Here is a 19,082-nt window from a genome sequence, read left to right on the forward strand (position 1 = left end):
CGTCATGGCAGCGCCCTTCCTCTCCGCGGCCTGGTACCGGGTCGGTCTCCTCACCCCGACGCTCCGCAGCCATGTCCGCGTCGCCCGGCAGGTGTCGCAGGGCAAGGTGTGGTACGTCCTGAGCGACGAGCTGAGCGGGCAGCACCACCGGCTGACCCGCGCCGCCTACGAGATCGTCGCGCGGATGGACGGGCGACGCACCCTAGACGCCCTGTGGACGGAGGCGCTCCCGCGGCTGGAGGAGGAGGCGCCGTCGCAGGACGACGTCATCCAGCTCCTCGGTCAGCTGCATGCGGCGGACGTGCTCCGATGCGACCTGCCGCCCGACATCGCCGAGGCGATGGAACGCGCGCGCAAGCGCGAGCGCACGAAGCTGCTGCAGCCGATCCTCAACCCCCTCTCGATCAAGCTGCCGCTCGGCAATCCCGATCGGCTGATCTCGCGGCTCGCGCCGTTCGTCGCGCCGCTCCTCGGCCCCTGGGCAGCCTTGGCCTGGCTCCTCGCGGTCGGCAGCGCCGTCGCGCTCGCGGGCATGCACTGGAGCGAGCTGACCGAGAATTGGTCCGACCGGGCGCTCGCGGCCGACAACCTCGTACTGATGGCCGCGATCTACGTGGTGGTGAAGGGCCTTCACGAGGTCGGCCACGGCGTCGCGACTAGGCATTTCGGCGGGACCGTCCCGGAATGGGGGGTGATGCTGCTCGTCCTCTATCCGGTGCCCTACGTGGACGCGAGCGCGGCGGCGGCCTTCGCCTCGCGGCGCGCGCGGGTGCTCGTGAGCCTCGCCGGCATCCTGGTCGAGCTGTTCCTCGCAGCCTTGGCGCTGTTCGTCTGGATCTCGGTCGAGCCGGGCCTCGTGCGCTCGGCAGCCTTCAACGTCATGCTGATCGCGGGCGTATCGACCCTGCTCGTCAACGGCAACCCGCTCCTGCGCTTCGACGCCTACTACGCCCTGACGGATCTCGCGGACGTTCCCAACCTCGGGACGCGGGCGAACAAGTACTACGTCCACCTCGTGGAGCGTCACGCCTTCGGGGTGAAGCTCGCGGCGCCCTTCCCGGCGACCCGGGCAGAGGCGCGGTGGTTCCTCGTCTACGCTCCCCTCGCCCTGATCTACCGGCTCGGCGTGACGCTCGGCATCGCGCTGTTCGTCGCCAACGAATATCTGGCGGTAGGTGTGATGCTCGCCCTCTGGAGCGTGGCCACGGCGATCGCGATTCCCTGGGCCAAGACCGTCTGGGCGGTCCTGCATGGGCCGCGCTACGAGGCCCGGCGCGGCCGCGCGGTCGGGCTCACCTTCGGCGCGCTCGCGGTCGTCCTCGCGGCCCTCACCCTGATCCCGCTGCCCCTCCATACCAATGCCGAGGGGATCGTCTGGCTGCCCGACACCGCCTTCGTGCGGGCGGGAACCGAGGGGTTCGTCGCAGAGATCCCCGTGCGGTCCGGCGAGCGGGTCGAACCCGGCACGCTCCTCGTACGCGGAGACGATCCGGTTCTGCGCTCGCGCCTCGAGACTCTGCAATGGCGCCATGAGGAGTTGCAGCGGCGCCTGGTCTCCGAACAGTTCACCGACCGCGTCGCCGCCGAGGTGACCCGAATGGAGATCGAGCAGGTCCTCGCCGCCAGGGAGAGGGACCTCGTTAAGGACCGGCGGCTCGCGTCCCTCAGCCAGACCAGCGGCCACGTCGTCGTGCCGGGCGCCGACGACCTCAGGGGCCGCTTCGTCCGCGAGGGCGACCTTCTCGGCTACGTCCTGCCGCCGCGCTCGACCATCATTCGCGCCGTCGTCTCCCAGGATGATATCGGCCTCCTACGGCAAGGTGTGCAGCGAACACGGGTGCAGTTCGCGGGCAGCCTCGGCGAGATCGTGGAGGGACGGCTCGCCCGGGAGGTGCCGTCGGGCCGGGACGAGTTGCCCAGCCGGGCGCTCAGCACCGCCGGCGGCGGCCATTTTCCGCTCGATCCCCGCGACACCAAGGAGTTGAAGACCCTCAACCGCGTGTTCCAGCTGGATGTCGAGATGCCGGACGATCTGGCGCAGCACGGATTTGGGGCGCGGGCCTACCTCCGCTTCGAGCACGCCCCCGAGCCCATCGCCATGCAGGCGTGGCGGCGCCTGCGGCAGCTCTTCCTGACGCGCCTTCATGCATAGCAGCCTCTTCACGGACGCGCGCGGCGCCCTCACCTCCGGTCCCTATGCGGAGCGGGAGGACCGTCGGCCCTGGGCGTTCGACCGCTTCTGCGAGACGGTGCTCGTCGCGGTCTCGCCCCGCCTCGCTTCCGCCCGGCGTCTGGCGCGCCGGGTGCGCCGCGTGGCCGCCCATCATGAGCGCTTCGCGAAGCTGTCGGATGCGGAGTTGCGGGCGGCGGCGCAGGCGTTGCGACCCCGCTTTCTGCGCCGAGGGCTCGCGCCGTCCCTCGTCGCGGAAGCCTTCGCCCTCGTGCGCGAGATCTCGGGCCGCGAGCTCGGGATGCGGCACCATCCCGTCCAGATCATGGGCGCCTGGACCATGCTCGACGGGCGGCTCGCCGAGATGCAGACGGGCGAGGGCAAGACCATCACGGCGCTCCTCGCCGCCGCGACCGCCGCGCTCGCGGGCGTGCCGGTCCACGTAGTGACCGTGAACGACTATCTGGCGAAACGCGATTCCGAGACACTGACCCCCGTCTACGCGGCCCTCGGCCTCACGGTCGGGCTGACGCGCCCGGAGCAGGACCCCGCGTCCCGTCGGGCGGCCTATGCCTGCGACGTGACCTACTGCACGAACAAGGACATCGCCTTCGACTACCTGCGCGACCGGATCGCCCTCGGCCGGCGGCGCGGCCGTGCCCAGTGCCGCATCCGCGACCTGGCGAGTGACCCCGGCGGCACGCGCCCGCTGCTGATGCGCGGCCTGCACTTCGCGATCGTGGACGAGGCGGACAGCGTGCTCATCGACGAAGCCCGGACGCCGCTGATCCTGTCGGGCACGAGCGACGACCCGGACGGGCGGGCACCCTACGCCGTCGCTCTCGACATCGCCCGGCGCCTCTTGCGGAACGCGGACTACACCCTTGAACCGAACGGGACCATTCTCCTCACGTCGGGCGGCGAGGCCCGGCTGCGGGCGCTCGCGGCCGGCGGTGCCGGGCTGTGGCGGTCGCGGCTCGCCCGCAACGAGCGCGTGACCCAGGCCCTCTCGGCCCTGCATCTCTACCGGCGCGACGTCCACTACGTGATTGCCGACGGCAAAGTCGTGATCGTCGACGAATCGACCGGGCGCCTGATGCCGGACCGCAGCTGGGAGCGCGGCCTGCACCAGCTCATCGAGGTAAAGGAAGGCTGCGAGATCAGCGGCCTGCGCACGACCCTGGCCAAGATCACCTATCAGCGCTTCTTCAGCCGCTACCTGCGCCTTGCCGGCATGACCGGCACCGCCGCCGATGCGGCGCGCGAATTGCGGTCGGGCTACGGCCTGTCCGTCGTGCGCATCCCCTCTCACAGGCCGTCCCGGCGGCGCGACCTCGGCACGTGCCTGTTCACCACCGAGGCGGAGAAGTGGCGGGCGGTTACGGCTTCGGCACGGCGAACCCACGAACAGGGACGACCCGTCCTGATCGGAACCCGCTCCGTTGCGGCGTCGGAGGCGGTGAGCCGGGAACTCTCCCGAGCGGGTTTGGACCACCAGGTGCTCAACGCGCGCCAGGACGCCGCGGAGGCCGACGTCGTCGCCGGCGCCGGTCGTACGGGTACGATCACCGTCGCGACCAACATGGCCGGACGCGGCACCGACATCAAGATCACGGACGAGGTCTCGGCGCGGGGCGGCCTGCACGTGATCCTGACGGAATATCACGACTCACGCCGCATCGACCGCCAACTCTTCGGGCGCTGCGGCCGCCAGGGCGACCCCGGAACCCACGAGGCCATCGTCGCCCTCGACGACACACTTTTCCGGCAGCACGCCCCGCGCCTCGCTGCGGTGCTCGGCCAGCTTCCGGGCGTGCGACTGCCGGCTTTTGCCGCGACCGTCTTGCGCTGCGTGGCACAAAAGAGCGCCGCGCGACTGCATGCACGCCAGCGTCGTAACGCTGTGAGGTCGAACAGCGAGGCGGACCGTACACTCGCTTTCGCTGGTTTCGGCGAGTAGGGGTCGAAGCGTCCACCGATAGTTCTTGCTAGCTATTGTTGCAGGCACGCACTGCGTTTGGTCTCTCACGCACAAGCGCATCATCTTTGGCCAAAGCGGACGACTCCGACACGTCCGCTTCAGAGGTGACTCGCCGGCACGATCAGCACTCCAGCCTGCTGCTCCGTTGGCGGCGCGCTTTACGTGCCAAACAATGGTCAGCGCCCAGCAGAGTGGTCAGACTTAAAGTATGCTCTGGTCTAACGGAGAGCGGACGGCGACCTCGACGACGCGCCCGGCGCCAGGCCGTCCTGCAAGGGGTAGAGGAGCGTTGTTCATGCCGGGCAGGCCGCGCAAGACTTCAATGCCCTCAGACTCGTAGCCCTCCCCTTCCGCGGGCGCCGGCACGGGCATCGCCTTCGCGAGGTCGAGCAGCCGAAGCACCTCGACGACGAGCTCCTCGCGGTTAGTGGGATCACCCATGCCGACAGCGTCTCAGCTCGCGCAGGCCCCGACAACGCTCCGAACGCTACCCGCCGCCGTCCGAGCGCCCTGTGGCGCGGCTTCGGCCGTCCGAGTGCCGTCCGAGTTGGGCCTGGCCGCCGGTCCGGCGGCTGCTCCGCATAGAGGGAAATGGGTCCGGTTGCGATGATTTTAGTCGGCCTTTCGCGCGTTGAGGAATCCAGAAGCGGTCACGTCGTCATTAATCCGGACTGATAGATAATCGAACCACCAGCGCCCCCACGCGGTGTTTTCGCGAGAACCCGACACCACGTAGATCTTGTGACCCACATGCGAGTAACGTCGAACTTCGCTTACTCTTGGCCAGTAGAAGATGCTCGGCAAGCTGGAGTCGCCATCAATCGGATTGCGGCAGTCCGGATCCAAGTATAGTCCTTTCGTGTGCCAGACGTCCTGACCCTCATGGCAAATGCGAGCAAGCCGGAATTTGAGGTCGCGGAAGCCGCAGGGGCCGACCAGTAGGTAGCCTCCGTCTGTCGCATCCCAGATCTTTGTGGACCGGTAGCGTTTAACGCGAATGGCGTTACCTGGGACGGCGCGGTCAATGGCACGCATTAGTGCCACTGCGTTCGGTGCGTTGCACATAGTAGCAACAATATCGATTGCATTCATAAAGGGTGCTCCTGCGTTATTTTATTGTACATTGTCAATATCATGGCGGCCTGGATGCGGGCGATGACCGATGTGAGAGTTCGGTCGGTTATGGCGTGGTCTTCGAGGAGGGGATCACCCGACCGCTCTAGGGGGGCGACCGGAGCGGAGCGCGGCAGGCTCGGAACTGGTCGTCGTCGTAGGACGCCCTGCCGCGCTGTTCGACCGGCGCCGGCTGCTCGGGAGGTGCGATAGCGGGCAGCGACGGCGGCTTGCGGAGGGGCTCCGCGTCCGCCATCGGCTACTCATCTTGACGGAAGCGAAGCGAAGCCTCAAAATGTGTTTCTCTGTTCTAGATCAACATATTATAGATGGAAATAACACTTTATTGTCATTACAATCAATCATTCCGAATAGATGATCTTGACGCCAATCATCACACGCCTGCCCAAAACTTTGATGCATCTTAACCTTTTGATTACGGCAGGAAGATACGTATGCAATTCCATTTATTAAAATTTTTTCCTGAAGTCGTGCAAATTTTACCTCTAATATCTCAAGTTCTCCTGATTCGGTATGCGCGACGCGCCTTGAGGATAAGATTAAGCAGCCTTCAACAACGCCGGTTTTAAGGCCCATACGTCGGACTTGCTGATACCAGCCTTGGCTCACAACAATTGTATGTAAAGCTGCAAATGGCCGAATATGCGAATCTGAACGACGATTAACCTCCATCGCCATCTTATAATTTACATAGCGTCGCTTTTTGAAATCGGCACTGTAGACTAGCCAGCCTGCGCCATCGATTGCCCATCCAGGCATGATGGTCTTTGCCGCCGCTATTACGATAGATCGTGTATGCAAACGTATGCGCTCGGCAATCGACGATGAGAGCCGATCAGCAAATTTTGCACGCTCATTTGCTCGCGGCGATCTTGATCCACGATCATGATTTCGCTGGTAGTAATGCTGCCGGTTAACTCGATAATATCTCACCGCATTTGCCAAATCTGCAAGGCGCTTCCTCCCTTCTGCCAGAGAAAGGCCTCCGCGCTCTTTCAATGAAATATTGATAAGCGCGTTATACGCATCCTTGCGCAGAGCTGGCCTATTTTGATTGGCCAGATCAAGAACAATGCTGCGCAGCTTAGGCGACAGCGCTGCCATTTGCAGGGTTATGGATGTCTTCATGGTCATGCGTCCCACGGATTGGCAGCGCGCGAAAGCGCTGAACGATCAAACCGTGTGGCCGCAGGGCCTGTCCTGAATAGAACGGCCTGTCAACTTACGCATTCATCACTCAGTGCGCAATAGAGCTTCTATCTCTCATCACGCGGCGGAAATGATTTGCGCAGCTACCACTTAGAGCCCCACGCATGGAACTCAAAATCGTGTTATATCTCTGGGATACGCACTGCAACCGCGTAAACTACGTAGGCGGCATGCAACCTGATCAACCGTCACTGTTTGCCGGACCCCTTCGTCGTCTTCAGTCCCCCCTCCCCCGCCCGGGCAGCGATCCCGCCGCCGCATAAAGGGCCGGAACGATCTCGCCGCGGAGCAGGAGCTTTTATTGATCGAACCGCCTGCATAGCGCCAATTGCGGACCTTCAAGCGAGGACGCCTGAATGGCCGCCTTTAGCCCAACATCGGACCTTCAAAATTCACCGATAGCGCGGCAGCCTCCGCACCTCCGCAAACAGTCTACGCCCTGCCAAGGGTCTGACACTTGGCACGCCTGATCGCACGAATTCTAGCGACATGCCGCCTCATACTGTCGCGCCATGGCATCGGCACGTCGATGCCAAGGTGTTGGGCGCATCAGCGACGACGTCCGTTCGGGCTTGCCTTGCGCCATCGAACGCATCCGTTCGAAGGCCCGGCGGTATCAGACTCACCTCACGACCGGTGGCTCGCCTCTCCTCCAAGCCAATGTCTCCGGCGTCCGGCATCCATCGAAACGTCCAATCGAGCGCGATCCCGTACAAGTCAGCTCGTGGCAGCCCCGCTAGACCACGAGGACGGTCGCGCTCACGGCCGCTGACGAGAAGAGTCCACGGATGCGCCTTCCGCCGATCGCCCCCGCCGACCTTTCCCCGTTACAGCGACCGCTCTATGACGACATGAGGTCGGGTGTGAGCGCCAAGTACGACCTCTTCACCACCGCGCGGGCAGACGGCGCACTCCTCGGGCCCTGGAATGCGTGGCTGCACCAGCCCGAGGTCGGCGCGGCCTTCTGGACCGTCACCCAGGCGATGACCGCGTTCAAGATCCTGCCCGATGCGGTGCGGCAGGTCGCGATCCTGGCGGTCGGCGCACGGTTCGGCGCGGCCTATGAGATCTACGCGCATGGAGCGGTCGCGCAGGCTCGCCACGCGATGAGCGACCAGCGCCTGTCGACGTTGGCCGCGGGCGAGCGGCCGCCGGATCTCACGGACGAGGAGGCGACGGCGTTCGACGTCGCCCGCGCGCTCACCGGCGGCGGGATCCTACCGGAGCCGACCTACCGGCGTGCCGTGGCGCTGTTCGGCCAGGCGGGTGCCAACGAACTGATCTACCTCGTCGGTCACTACTGCTTCGTCTCGGTGACCCTAAACGGCTTCGCGATCCTGGTTCCTGAGGAAGACCCTGCTGGTACGGGAGAGCGGGCATGACCCGGCCTCGCCGCCACGGTGCGTCGACCGGCAAATTCCGGGGCCTCGGCGGCGCCTGCGCTCTGGCTCTCTGCCTGGTCCTGGTCGGAGGACCGTCCGGCGGCCCGCGCGCGGCGGCGCCCCGGGTGGCAGAGCAGGCACCGGGCTTTTACCGCATGATGCTCGGGCGCTTCGAGGTGACGGCTCTCCTCGATGGCACCCACACCTTTCCGATCCCGACCGTGCTCCAGCGGCCCCGCGACGGCGGCCCGCGCGCCCTCCTCTCCGAGGTCCGGCCGGGCGAGGCGGAGAGCCGGCTCGCGCGAGACTTCCTCGCCCTGCCCTTCGAGGGCTCGATCAACGCGTTCCTGATCAATACCGGCGCGCGGCTCGTCCTGATCGATGCGGGCGCGGGCGACCTCTATGGATCCTGCTGCGGCAGGCTCGTCGCGAACCTGCGCGCCGCCGGTTACGCGCCGGAGGCGGTCGACGAGGTGCTGCTGACCCACCTGCATGCCGATCACGTCGGCGGGATCATGCACGACGGCAAGGCCGTCTTCCCGCATGCGACGATCCGGGTCAGCCGCCGCGACGCCGATTACTGGCTGGACCCGGCCAACGAGGCGGCGGCTCCGCCGTTCCTGCTGCCGATGTTCCGGGGCGCCCAGGCCGCGCTCAAGCCCTACAGCGACGCCGGACGGCTCATTCCCTTCGACGGCGAGAGCGAAGTCCTGCCCGGCTTCGTCGCGGTCGCGACCCCGGGCCACACGCCGGGGCACAACTCCTACCGCGTGACGAGTGGAACCGAGACGCTGCTGGTCTGGGGCGACATCGTCCACGTGGCGCCGATCCAGTTCCCCGATCCGGAGGTCACGGTGACCTACGATACCGACGGCGCGGGCGCCGAGGCCCGGCGCGAGACGCTCTTCTCGGAGGCGGCCCGCACCGGCGCCTGGATCGGCGCCGCCCACATCTCCTTCCCTGGGCTCGGCCACATCCGGGCCGAGGACGGACGGTTCAGCTGGATCCCGGCCAACTACACTACCGTGTTCCATGCCCAGCCGCCCGGAGCCACGCGGTGACGGTAGGCGAGTCCCCGCTCCCAGCATCGGTCCGGAGCCCCGGTTCGGTCGAGGATGAGCGGGTATGACGGACCTCGCCTTCACGACGGTCCTGCTCTCCGCCGGGATCAGCATCGTCACCGGCTTCCTCGGCGCGCTGCTCAGCCAGGGCTGGGTCCGGCGCCAGGAGCGCCGCACCTACGGACTCGCCCTGCTGGCTGAGATCAAGTCAATCCAGCGCAGCCTGCTGCGCTACGAGGCACGCCTGAACCGGGCGGGGACCATCGTCGAGGGCCGGGAAGCCGCGGCCCTACGCCTGTGGCGCCATGACCTCGCGGTCTTCGCCAACAACTCCGGGCGCATCGGGCTGTTCTCGTCGCGCACCGCGGTCGAGCTCATCGAGTTCTACCACCAAGTCCGCTGGCTCGAGGAGCGAGGAACCGAACTCGACGCCTCGATGGCACGGACGAACGGTCTGCCCGACTGGCTCGCCGGCCAGCGGGAGGCCATCCACCGCACCCGCTCCCGGACGCGGGCGCTCACCCGGTCGCTGCGGCGGGAATTGCCGCCGACGCTCGCCGACGGTCTTCGGGGGCTGGGTCGCGGCGCAGGGCGGAGGCGCCGGGCCCGGGCTGCGGCGGGCAGTGTCCTTGCACGGGCAAGCGCTCACGGAGATGGCCTCGACAGTTCCTGCGGGCCGAGTCATCACGGCCCTGCCGGGAGCCCGCGGGCCGCCGGATGAGGGCCACTCAGCGCTGGCGTGGAGCATCGATGCCGAGCTCGCCCGCCATCCGGACGAGATCGGCGAGCGACCGGGCCTCCATCTTCTCCATCACCCGCCGCTTGTGCACCTTGGCGGTGATCTCCGAGACGCCGAGCTCGGCGGCGATCTGCTTGTTCATCAGGCCGCCGATCGCGAGGCCGAACACGTCGCGCTCGCGGCCCGTGAGGGAGGCGAGCCGGCCGGCGAGCGCGCCCCGGGCGGCCTCTGCGGCCAGGGACGCCGCGTCGAGGGCGAGGGCGCGGTCGATGGCCGCGAGGATGTCGTCGTCCTCCGCGGGCTTGGTCAGGAACTCGACCGCGCCGCCCCGCATCGCCCGCACGGTCATCGGGATCGTGCCGTAGCCGGTCAGGAAGATGATCGGGATCGTGGTGCCCGACGCCTGGAACCGGGCCTGGACGTCGAGGCCGTCGTCGTGCGTCAGCCGAACGTCCAGGAGGATGCAGGCCGGCCGCTCGACGTCCGGATTGGCGAGCAGGCCCGACGCGTCGGGGCGTCCGACGGCCTTGAGCCCGGCCGAGCCGCAGAGGCGGACGAGGGCCGTTCGCAGGGCCGCGTCGTCATCGACGATGTAAACAGTGCCGGTCTGCATCGGGATCGGGGTGAGCGCGTCGCCGGCGGAAGGCCCGTCGATCGCGAGCTCGCGCCGGAAGCGGAGCCGTCGGGGTCTAACACGAAATCAGGGCGTGTCGAACACGCTAGCGAGGCAGCGTTCCAACTCCTCTGCCTCGAACGGCTTGGCGAGATACGCGAAAGCCCCGCAGGCGAGCGCGCGCCGGCGGTTCGCGTCGCTCGGATAGGCCGTGACGAGGATGACCCGCAGCCGGGGACGGTGCAGCCGCAACTGGCGCAGAAGGTCGAGGCCGGAGAGGCCCGGCATCTGCAGGTCGGTGACGACGCAGCCCGGTTCGACGGCACTGAGGGCGGCGAGCAGGTGGCCGCCGGTCTCGAACGGCATCGCGGCGTAGCCTAGGGACCCGACGAGCCGAGTCAGGGCGAGGCGGATCGCCGGGTCGTCGTCGACGATCGCGACGGAGCGGGGGGTCAGGCCGGAGACCGGCATGCGGTCGGAAGCCGGACGTGGAAGGCGGCCCCGCCACCCGGCGCGTCGTCGAGCCAGAGGTCGCCGCCATGGGCGTCGATGCAGCTGCGGCAGATCGCCAGTCCCATGCCCATGCCGCCGGGCTTCGTCGAGTGGAACGGCTCGAAGATGCGAGCCCGCTGCTCCGAGGGCACGCCCGGCCCGGTATCGCTCACCGTGACGCGCACCGCGCCGGGATCGCCCCGCACGGTGATCGCGATGTCACGGCGGCCGCTCGACCCTGCCATCGCCTGGGCGGCGTTGACGAGCAGGTTGACGAGCACCTGCTCGATCTGGACGAGGTCGCCGGTGACCGGCGGCAGGTCGGGATCGGCGGTGATGAGGACCGTGGCGCCGTTGGCGCGCAAGTCCCGTTCGGCAAGCAGCGTCGCCTCGCGAGCCGCCTCGACGAGGTCGACGGGCGCGAGCGCGAGGGAGGCCGTTCCGAACAGCGAGCGGGTGCGGGCGACGACGTCGCGGGCCCGCCGTGCCTCGGAGACGACATCCTCCAGGGCAGCCGTCACCTCGGCGAGGTCCGGTTCCGGCCGCTTCAGCCAGCGCAAGGAAGCCTGGGCGTTGGCGGCGATCGCCGCGAGCGGCGTGTTGACCTCGTGGGCGATCGACGCGCTCACCGCCCCGACGGTGATCGAGCGGGCGGCCCGGGCGAGGTCGCCCTCGGCGGCAGCGAGCCGCGCCTGCGCCTGCTTGTAGGCCGTGATGTCGAGGGAGGTGATGAGGAGGTCGCAGAACTCGGCGCGCTCGCGCGGCAGCATGGCGGTGAACAGCACGTCGCTCTGCTGGCCGTCCGCCCGGACGATATGGGCCTCCGAGCGGAAGAAGCGGTCGCCGCGACCGAGCGCGACGAGCCACTGCACGAAGGTCTGGTCGGTCTCCGGCAGCAGCCGGTCGAGCGGGCCGACGAAGGCTGCCTTGTCCGGCGCGCCGGTCTCCTCCAGCGTGAAGGCGTTGACGTCCTTGATCAGCACCCGGCCGCAGAGCTCACGCAGTTCCGAGGGCCGCGCCGCGAAGTAGCCCTCGATGTCGGTGACGCCGGCGAGGCGCAAGGCGGCAATGGCCTCGCCCACCGCACTCCAGTCCTCGCGCCACATCGAGATCCCGGCGCGCTCGAAGATCGCGGAGAACTGCGCCTCGCTCGCCCGCAGGGCGCGCCGGAGCCGCGCGACGTGCAAGGTACCGAGGAACGCAGCCAGGACGCCCGCGACGAGGAGGCCCGCCATCGCGACGGATGTCGGCGGCCCGGCGGCCAGACCCCACCCGACAAGGAGCACCGGGACCAGGACCACCAGGACCGCCTTCGCGCCGTCCTCGACGAGGTCCGGCCAGCGGCGGGGGGGGGCCGAGAGCATCCAGGCCGGCAGCGCGTCGGCAGCGGGGGAGCCGTCATTGGCGGAGGCGAGGCTCGGCCATCGCGAGAAGACCTGCCCCAGGCTTCCCCGCCTGAAGCCTTCCTGCCCCGAGCCTCCATGCCCCAAGCCTTGACTCATGCGGTCCTCCGCCCAGGGTCCGGTTCCTGGGCCTCCTCCGATGCCGCCTCGGCGACGTCCGACCACCGTCGGCGCGCGCCGGCCCTATTGTGGCGGTCATGAGCGGCGAGGCTCTAGGCGAACCCGGCGCCCGTGTCGCCGATACGGGTGTATAATAGCGTAGCCGTGCCTCGGCTTGGACATTGTCGCGCATGGATCTGCATCGGCACGGCGCGTTCAAGTTTCCCAATGCAGGCCTCATCGCCTCCTCGCAGGGGCGGGGCTGGTCGGGCGTCGCGGCGGAGCTGCGCTGCCATCCGCCCGGAGAGCTGCCGGCGATCGTGCCGACGCAGATGGAGATCACCATCGCGACGCGGCGCAGCCCCGGCGCCTATGTCAGCCGCAAGGGGGCGGGCCAACGCCAGCGCACCGCCGTGGAGGCGGGAACCGTGTGGTTCTGCCCGGTCGGCGTGGCCGAGGACGACATCGGCATTTCCGGCGCCCTGCACGACATCCTGCACGTCTACCTGCCGGTCGAGCGCTTCGCCCATATGGCGGACCTCTACGGCGACCCTCGCATCCGCGCCGACGCGGTCCGGTACCTCGCCGATGTCGACGACGACCTGGTGCGCCAGCTCGGCCTCGCGATCGGCCGCGAGCTCCAGGCGGAGACCTCCGCCGGCCGGATGCTGGTCGAGGCGGCCTCGCTGTCGCTGGTGGCGCGGGTGGCGCAGAGGTACGGGCACGACCGCCCGGAGCGGGCTGACACGGAGACCGGCTCGACCTGCCAGGCCCGGATCCGCCGGGTGACCGAGTTCATCCGCGACAACCTCGACCGCGACCTCACCGTGGCCGAACTCGCCGACGTCGCCTGCCTGAGCCCGTTCCACTTCTCGCGGCTGTTCAAGGCGGTCACCGGGAGCACGCCGCACAGCTTCGTCAGCGCCGCGCGGCTCGAGGAGGCCCGGCGCCTCCTGTCCCGGACCGCGACGCCGCTCGGCGAGATTGCCCATCGTTCGGGCTTCTCCGGACAATCCGCATTCAATATTGCCTTCAAGCGGGCGACCGGCTGCACGCCGGGGGACTATCGGCGACAGCAGAACGCGTAACAGCAAGCGCTGCAAAGACCAGAGCAGGATTCGAAAAGACGGTCGTCCGCACATCTGGGATCATGCACCCGTAGCCTCCGGGTGCTGGAATGATTCTCGATTACATCTCCTCATCGTCTCGTGCGCCCTTGCTGCCGGCGCGGACCGGGCGCGCGTCCCCCGGCCGGATGTCGGGCCTGAACGGCGCGCGCATGGCCGACCACATCGGGGTTCGCGCGAGCGGGACGCTGACGGCCGCGCACCGGACCGGCCATTCCCTGGTCGTCACCCGTCTCCAGGGCCTGCTCGCACCCGGCACCGAGACCCCGCCGCTCAAGCAGGAAGCCGCCTACAGCATCGTGGTGCAAGTGCGGCCGCTGCAGCAGCACGCCTTCACCGTGGGCGGGCGGCAGATTCATGCCGGCGCCGTGCCGGCCGATGCCGTCAGCGTGGTGAGCCTCGCCGATTGCCCGCGCTCGGTCATGAGCGGGCCTCTCGACGCGGTCCAGTTCTACGTGCCGCACGCCCTCGTCGACACCGTTGCGCGGGAGAACGACGTCCCGCCGCCCTCGCACCTCGCCTGGCCGCGGGCGGACCGCGACCCGGTCGCGGCAGGGCTTGTCGCCCTGCTGCTCCCGGGGCTGGCCGAGCCCGATCCGGCGCGGGCGATGTTCGTCGAGCACACCGCCATGGCCTTCCTCGCCCACGCGCTCGATCGCTACGGCGGCGGCGGCGCCGCCACGGCGCGGGCGGTCCGCAGCGGCCTCTCGCCCTGGCAGGAGCGCCGCGCCCAGGAGATCCTTCACGCCCGCTTCGCCACCGCCCTGACCATAGCGGAGGTCGCGCAGGCCTGCCGATTGTCGCCGAGCTACTTCGCGGCGGCCTTCCGGCGCAGCACCGGCCAGTCCCCGCACCGCTACCTGTCGGATCTCCGCATCACGGAAGCGAAGCGCCTGATGCGCGAGACCGCGCTTCCGCTGGCCGAGGTGGCCCTGCTCTGCGGCTTCGGCGACCAGAGCTACTTCACCCGGGCCTTCTCGCAGGCGGTGGGGGCGAGCCCGGGGCAGTGGCGGCGGACGCACCGGGAGGGCGGCATCCCGCATTAAGGAATGCGCGGCCCGGCCTCCGCGACGCCGATCACCGACCCCGCCCCGTCGAGGAATAGCCGCACCTTCATGGCGACGATCCCCGGCACGTCGTCGACCGGCATGCTGTACACGAACTTGCGCACGCCGAGATAGAAGATGCCGGCATGCAGGCTCCAGATCGCCTCGATCTCGAGCGGCGTGACCGGCAGCTCGGCGACCGGGGGCCGGCCCAGCTCGTCCCGGATCTGCGCGATGATCAGGGTGAAGACGCGCTCCTTCAGGAGGTCGAGGTAGCGGGTGTTGAAGTCGAGGCCTTTGAGGCCGGCGAACATGAACAGGCGGATCCACTCATAGGTGAGGATCACGCCGGCATAGTCGGTGTAGAACGCGGTGAGCCGCTCGCGCAGGGGCCGGGATCGGTCGCGGATCGTCTCCTCCCAGAACGGGTTCCAGCGGCGCAGGAACACTTCCTGGTAGACGCGCTCGACCAGCGCCTCCTTGGTCGGGAAGTAGCGGTAGAGCAGCGGCTGGGTGACGTTCAGGCGCTTGGCGAGCTCCCTCGTCTGGCCCTCGAACCCGAACTCGGCGAAGAAGCCGACCGCTTCGCGCACGATCTCCTCCTCGCGCTGGGCGGGAGTCAGGCGCCGCCGCGCCATCTCGGACGGCTTCGCGGGGCCTCGGGGCGTGAGGCGGGGGGCCGTCACGAATTTCGTCGTCGCATCCACGCGCGCCCCTTATCACGCGGCCTCGCGGATTGGCCACCGGGCGCCGCGGCCGCCTGCGATGCCCGGACCGGGGACGGGACGGCGGCGTGATCGTGCGATCACTTCGCCGGTGCCCTCACGCGGCGCGGTCGAGCCGCAGGGGCGGGTTGGCGCTGTCGAGGAACTCGACGGTGGTGAAGACGAGCTCGGTGTCGCCGATATTCTCGAGGTCGTGGATCATGAAAGCGCCCGCCGCGTAGCGGTGGTGCTGCGTGTCGCCGGCGGCGTAGGTCACCTCCGCGACCCGGCCGTCGGCGTAGTGCGAGCGCGCCCGCCCGCCCGTCACCGCCGTCCAGAAGTAGTCGAGCACGTGGGTGTGGAAGGCGATCCGCTCGCCCGGCGCGAGGCTGAGCAGCCAGACCCGGACGCGGTCCGTCTCGGAGACGAGCCGGCTGCCGACTTCGCCGTTGCCGGCGCGGTCGGCGAATTCCCGGCGCAGGGGCTCGGGCCAGGCCTCGGGCGGGGCCGGCCAGGCGTAGAACGCGACGTCCTGGGATGCGGTGTTCTGGGGTACGGTCATGGGATCCTCCTCATCAATGGGCGGCGACGGGGTGGGGCCGGTCGCTGCCGGTCTGGGCGGCGACGTGCTGGGCGCGGAAGGCGGCGCGGGCGGCGGCCGCCGCCGGGCTGCGGTCGAGGCGCGAGACCGTAACCGCCGTCAGGAAGGCGAGCGGCACCGAGAACAGGGCCGGGTTGTCGTAAGGAAACGGCGCGGCGCCGAGACCCAGGACCGTGCTCCAGATGCCGGGGCCGAGGATCATCAGGCCGAGCGCGCAGACGAGCCCGGCCAGCGACCCGGCGACAGCGCCCCGCGTCGTCAGCCCCGGCCAGGAGACCGAGAGTACCAGCACCGGGAAGTTGGCGCTCGCCGCGATGGCGAAGACCAGCCCAACCAGGAAGGCGATGTTCTGGTTCTCGAAGGCGAGGCCGAGCGCCATCGCGCACAGACTGATGACCACCGTGGCGCCCTTCGACACCCGCACCTCCTCCGCCTCGCTCGCCCGGCCGCGGCGCAGCACCCGGGCGTAGAGATCGTGGCTCGCCGCGGAGGCCCCGGCGATGGCGAGCCCCGAGACCACCGCCAGGATGGTGGCGAAGGCCACCGCCGAGATGAAGCCCAGCAGCGGCGCGCCGCCGAGCCGGTCGGCGAGGTGCAGCGCCACCATGTTGGACCCGCCGATCAGCTTACCGGCAGCATCGGTGAAGGCTGGCTCGCCGAGCACCAGCGCGATCGCCCCGAAGCCGAGGACGAAGAGCAGGGTGTAGAACACCGTGATGAAGCCGGTGGCGACCAGCACCGAGAGCCGCGCTTGGCGCGCATCCGCCACGGTGAAGAAGCGCATCAGGATGTGCGGCAGGCCGGCGGTGCCGAAGATCAGCGCCACCCCGAGCGACAGCGCCGAGACCGGATCGCGCACGAGGCCGCCCGGTGCCATGATGGCGTGGCTCTTCGGATGCAGTGCGACCGCCCGGGCAAACAGCGCCTCCGGGCTGAAGCCGAACCGGGCGAGGATCAGCCCCGCCATCAGGGCGGTGCCGGCAAGCAGCAGAACCGCCTTGATGATCTGCACCCAGGTCGTCGCCCGCATGCCCCCGAAGGCGACGTAGAGCATCATCAGCACGCCGACGAGAGCGACCGCGGTGGCATAGGGCAGGCCGAACAAGAGCTCGATCAGCTTGCCGGCCCCGACCATCTGGGCGATCAGGTAGAGGAGCACGATGACGAGGGTGTTGAGACCCGCGACCAGCCGCACCGGCACCTCGGACAGGCGGTAGGCGACCACGTCGGCGAAGGTGTAGCGGCCGAGGTTGCGCAGGGGCTCGGCGATCAGGAACAGGATCATCGGGAAGCCGACCAGGAAGCCGACGGCGTAGATCATCCCGTCGTAGCCCGAGCCGTAGACGAGGGCGGTCACGCCCAGGAACGTCGCGGCCGAGGTGTAGTCGCCCGCGATGGCGAGCCCGTTCTGTACGCCTCCGAGGGAACCGCCGGCGGCGTAGAAGTCGCTGGCCGTACGGGTGCCGCGCCGCGCGGCCTTCGCGGTGATCCCGAGCGTGACGGCGACGAAGGCGAGGAAGAGTCCGATCGCGATGGGGTTGAGGGCCTGGCGGCTCGTCGGGCCCGACAGGGCATCGGCGGCGGCCGGTCCCGCGAGAGCGAGAACCGGCAGGACGAGGAAGTGGCGGAGGCGGGCGATCATCGCAGGTCCTCCCGCAGGCGGTCGCTCAGGGCGTCGAGCCGGGTGTTGGCGACCGCGACGTAGATCGCCGTCAGGACGAAGCCGAGGGCGAGGAGCCCCGCCCCCGCGACGATGCCCCAGGTCGTTACCGCGCCCTCCGCCACCGGCCGGCCGAGGAGGCCGGGGCGGAACGCGATCGTGAGGATGTAGGCGAAATAGGCGCCGGCCATCGCCGTCGCGAGCACCCGCCCGAGGCAGCTGCGCTCGAAGGCGAGGCGGCGGAAGGCTGGATGGCCCTCGATCCGCTCGATCTCCATGGGGTCGTCCTCCTGATGTTCGTTGGGGTCGTCGATTCGGGGATCAGGCGGCGAGGCCGGTCGCCACGGCCGTCTCGGCCATCACCGCCTCGGGCGCCCGGTGGCGCTCGGCGAGCGCCCGCTCGCGGGGGGTGAGGATCTGCGCCTGCATGTAGGCGCCGAGCTCCCGCGCCCGGCGGACCACGGCGCGGCCGAAGGCGAGGCGCGCGGCCTCGAACTCCGCGAGCGCGGCGGGCAAATCGTGCGGGTTCGCCGCGAGCGCGCGGGCCAGGGCGTCGGCGTCGCCGGCCGCCTTGGTCACTCCCATGCCGACATGCGGCCTTGCCACGAAGGCGGCATCGCCCAGAATCGCGATCCGGCGGCCGAGCGCCATGCGCGGCGTCTCGAGGTCCTGGATCGCCTGCAGGAACGGCTGGGCGGTGCGCTCGACCACCTCGGCGAAGGGCGGTGCGAGCAGCCGGCGCGCGTCCGAGCGCATCCCGGCGATCACCTCCGGGCGGATCCGGTTCGGGGCGATCGAGAGGGGCTGGGCGTGGCCGTCGATGTCGGTGAGCAGAGCCGCGAGGTCGGCTCCGGCCGCGGCCGGACGGTACCAGACGAAGTTGAAGCGGCGCCCTCCCCTCTCCTCCCCGGCGACCGGGTAGCCCAGCATCTGCTCGCCGGGCGGGAGCGAGAAGCTGAAATGGTCGCAGAGCGCGGCACGGGTCTGCGCCGTCAGATCTGCTTCATCGACGAGGCCGCGCCAGGCGACATAGCCCGCATAGAGCGGCGCCACCTCGGGGAGGCGCTGCGCCCGCACAGTCGAGCCGATGCCGTCGGCGCCGACGAGCAAGTCGCCGCGGGCGGTGCTGCCGTCGGAGAAATGCGCCGTGACAGCGTCCGACGCCTCCTCGACCCGCACGAGGCTGACGCCGGAGCGATAGGCGCCCGCCGGCAGCGCGTGGTGGAGCAGGCCGTGGAGGTGACCCCAGGCGGTGAGCACCTGCGGCAGCGCCCGCTCACCGGCGAGCGCGCCGTCGGCGGCGAAAACCCGGCGGCCTCTCACCGCGACGCCGACCTCCGCCTCGCTGCGCCCGATGCCGGCGCGGGCGAGCACCGCGAACAGCTCCGGATGGGTGACGATGCCGGCACCGCGCCCCGACAGGTCGCCGGCGACCCGCTCGTGCACCTCGACCTCCCAGCCGGATCGGCGGAGCAGCAGGGCCGCGAACAGCCCCCCGAGCGAGCCTCCGACGATGATCGCCCGTTTGACTGCGGGCTTCGCCTCGACTGTCATGATGGTCCTCCCCGGCGGCCGGGCGCGCCGCGGGGCCGCCCGTCTCGCTCACTAATTATCGATGGATAACTTGCAGGCGGCCTGGTGGCTCGTCAAGTTCTATTTAT

At 69.2% G+C, this 19,082-nt stretch carries 18 protein-coding genes; 7 read left to right on the plus strand and 11 right to left on the minus strand.

Going from position 1 to position 19,082, the window contains the following annotated elements:
- Positions 1-4 precede the first annotated feature (4 nt).
- On the plus strand, positions 5-2,152 hold the full coding sequence (locus BM430_RS20865; RefSeq protein WP_093569171.1) for a hypothetical protein: 2,148 nt from the start codon (positions 5-7) through the stop codon (positions 2,150-2,152).
- The gene (locus tag BM430_RS20870) at positions 2,145-4,130 is read left to right on the plus strand and encodes a preprotein translocase subunit SecA (RefSeq protein ID WP_093569172.1); all 1,986 of its coding nucleotides are present in this window, start codon (positions 2,145-2,147) and stop codon (positions 4,128-4,130) included. Before BM430_RS20865 ends, BM430_RS20870 begins: the two co-directional genes overlap by 8 nt.
- 222 nt (positions 4,131-4,352) lie before the next feature.
- Here the strand turns inward: BM430_RS20870 and BM430_RS20875 are convergent, their stop codons facing one another.
- From BM430_RS20875 to BM430_RS34125, 3 genes are all read right to left on the minus strand, one after another.
- Positions 4,353-4,592: a hypothetical protein gene (locus BM430_RS20875; RefSeq protein ID WP_093569173.1), complete on the minus strand. Its 240-nt coding sequence runs from the start codon at positions 4,590-4,592 to the stop codon at positions 4,353-4,355.
- 171 nt (positions 4,593-4,763) lie between these two features.
- On the minus strand, positions 4,764-5,243 hold the full coding sequence (locus tag BM430_RS34120; RefSeq protein ID WP_143132083.1) for a hypothetical protein: 480 nt from the start codon (positions 5,241-5,243) through the stop codon (positions 4,764-4,766).
- Between the two features lie 336 nt (positions 5,244-5,579).
- Positions 5,580-6,419, minus strand: a complete 840-nt coding sequence (locus BM430_RS34125; RefSeq protein ID WP_143132084.1) for a hypothetical protein — start codon at positions 6,417-6,419, stop codon at positions 5,580-5,582.
- Positions 6,420-7,282: 863 nt separating this feature from the next.
- On the opposite strand from BM430_RS34125, the gene BM430_RS20880 reads away from it, so the two are divergent.
- From BM430_RS20880 to BM430_RS20890, 3 genes are all read left to right on the plus strand, one after another.
- The gene (locus BM430_RS20880; protein ID WP_093569174.1) at positions 7,283-7,876 is read left to right on the plus strand and encodes a carboxymuconolactone decarboxylase family protein; all 594 of its coding nucleotides are present in this window, start codon (positions 7,283-7,285) and stop codon (positions 7,874-7,876) included.
- Positions 7,873-8,937 (plus strand): MBL fold metallo-hydrolase, encoded by a 1,065-nt coding sequence (locus BM430_RS20885; protein ID WP_093569175.1) that lies wholly within the window; start codon positions 7,873-7,875, stop codon positions 8,935-8,937. Before BM430_RS20880 ends, BM430_RS20885 begins: the two co-directional genes overlap by 4 nt.
- 64 nt (positions 8,938-9,001) lie before the next feature.
- Positions 9,002-9,658 (plus strand): hypothetical protein, encoded by a 657-nt coding sequence (locus tag BM430_RS20890; protein WP_093569176.1) that lies wholly within the window; start codon positions 9,002-9,004, stop codon positions 9,656-9,658.
- Positions 9,659-9,665: 7 nt separating this feature from the next.
- Here BM430_RS20890 and BM430_RS20895 read toward each other — a convergent pair whose 3' ends face one another.
- The 3 genes from BM430_RS20895 to BM430_RS20905 all read right to left on the minus strand — a co-directional run bounded on the left by BM430_RS20895 (position 9,666) and on the right by BM430_RS20905 (position 12,283).
- On the minus strand, positions 9,666-10,289 hold the full coding sequence (locus BM430_RS20895) for a response regulator transcription factor (protein ID WP_093569177.1): 624 nt from the start codon (positions 10,287-10,289) through the stop codon (positions 9,666-9,668).
- 87 nt (positions 10,290-10,376) lie between these two features.
- Positions 10,377-10,760, minus strand: a complete 384-nt coding sequence (locus BM430_RS20900; RefSeq protein ID WP_093569178.1) for a response regulator — start codon at positions 10,758-10,760, stop codon at positions 10,377-10,379.
- Entirely contained in the window at positions 10,742-12,283 is a 1,542-nt protein-coding gene (locus BM430_RS20905) for a sensor histidine kinase (RefSeq protein WP_143132085.1), read from the minus strand. The genes BM430_RS20900 and BM430_RS20905 overlap by 19 nt, the downstream gene beginning before the upstream one ends.
- A gap of 191 nt (positions 12,284-12,474) precedes the next feature.
- Here BM430_RS20905 and BM430_RS20910 point away from each other — a divergent pair, with 191 nt between their 5' ends.
- Together BM430_RS20910 and BM430_RS20915 are read left to right on the plus strand one after the other, a co-directional pair.
- Positions 12,475-13,371 (plus strand): helix-turn-helix domain-containing protein, encoded by an 897-nt coding sequence (locus tag BM430_RS20910; RefSeq protein ID WP_093569180.1) that lies wholly within the window; start codon positions 12,475-12,477, stop codon positions 13,369-13,371.
- A 191-nt stretch (positions 13,372-13,562) separates the two neighbouring features.
- The gene (locus BM430_RS20915; protein WP_177303122.1) at positions 13,563-14,456 is read left to right on the plus strand and encodes a helix-turn-helix transcriptional regulator; all 894 of its coding nucleotides are present in this window, start codon (positions 13,563-13,565) and stop codon (positions 14,454-14,456) included.
- Here BM430_RS20915 and BM430_RS20920 read toward each other — a convergent pair.
- The 5 genes from BM430_RS20920 to BM430_RS20940 form a co-directional block, all read right to left on the minus strand.
- Positions 14,453-15,163 (minus strand): TetR/AcrR family transcriptional regulator, encoded by a 711-nt coding sequence (locus tag BM430_RS20920; RefSeq protein WP_093569182.1) that lies wholly within the window; start codon positions 15,161-15,163, stop codon positions 14,453-14,455. The genes BM430_RS20915 and BM430_RS20920 overlap by 4 nt on opposite strands.
- A 115-nt stretch (positions 15,164-15,278) precedes the next feature.
- On the minus strand, positions 15,279-15,722 hold the full coding sequence (locus BM430_RS20925) for a cupin domain-containing protein (protein ID WP_093569183.1): 444 nt from the start codon (positions 15,720-15,722) through the stop codon (positions 15,279-15,281).
- 13 nt (positions 15,723-15,735) lie between these two features.
- A complete protein-coding gene (gene actP, locus BM430_RS20930; RefSeq protein ID WP_093569184.1) occupies positions 15,736-17,403 on the minus strand; it encodes a cation/acetate symporter ActP in 1,668 nt (555 codons plus the stop codon).
- On the minus strand, positions 17,400-17,699 hold the full coding sequence (locus BM430_RS20935) for a DUF485 domain-containing protein (RefSeq protein WP_093569185.1): 300 nt from the start codon (positions 17,697-17,699) through the stop codon (positions 17,400-17,402). The genes actP and BM430_RS20935 overlap by 4 nt, the downstream gene beginning before the upstream one ends.
- A gap of 43 nt (positions 17,700-17,742) precedes the next feature.
- A complete protein-coding gene (locus BM430_RS20940) occupies positions 17,743-18,975 on the minus strand; it encodes an FAD binding domain-containing protein (RefSeq protein WP_093569186.1) in 1,233 nt (410 codons plus the stop codon).
- Between the last annotated feature and the right edge of the window lie 107 nt (positions 18,976-19,082).

The sequence above is a fragment of the Methylobacterium sp. 174MFSha1.1 genome (assembly GCF_900116815.1).
In the GTDB taxonomy this organism is placed as follows: Bacteria; Pseudomonadota; Alphaproteobacteria; order Rhizobiales; family Beijerinckiaceae; genus Methylobacterium.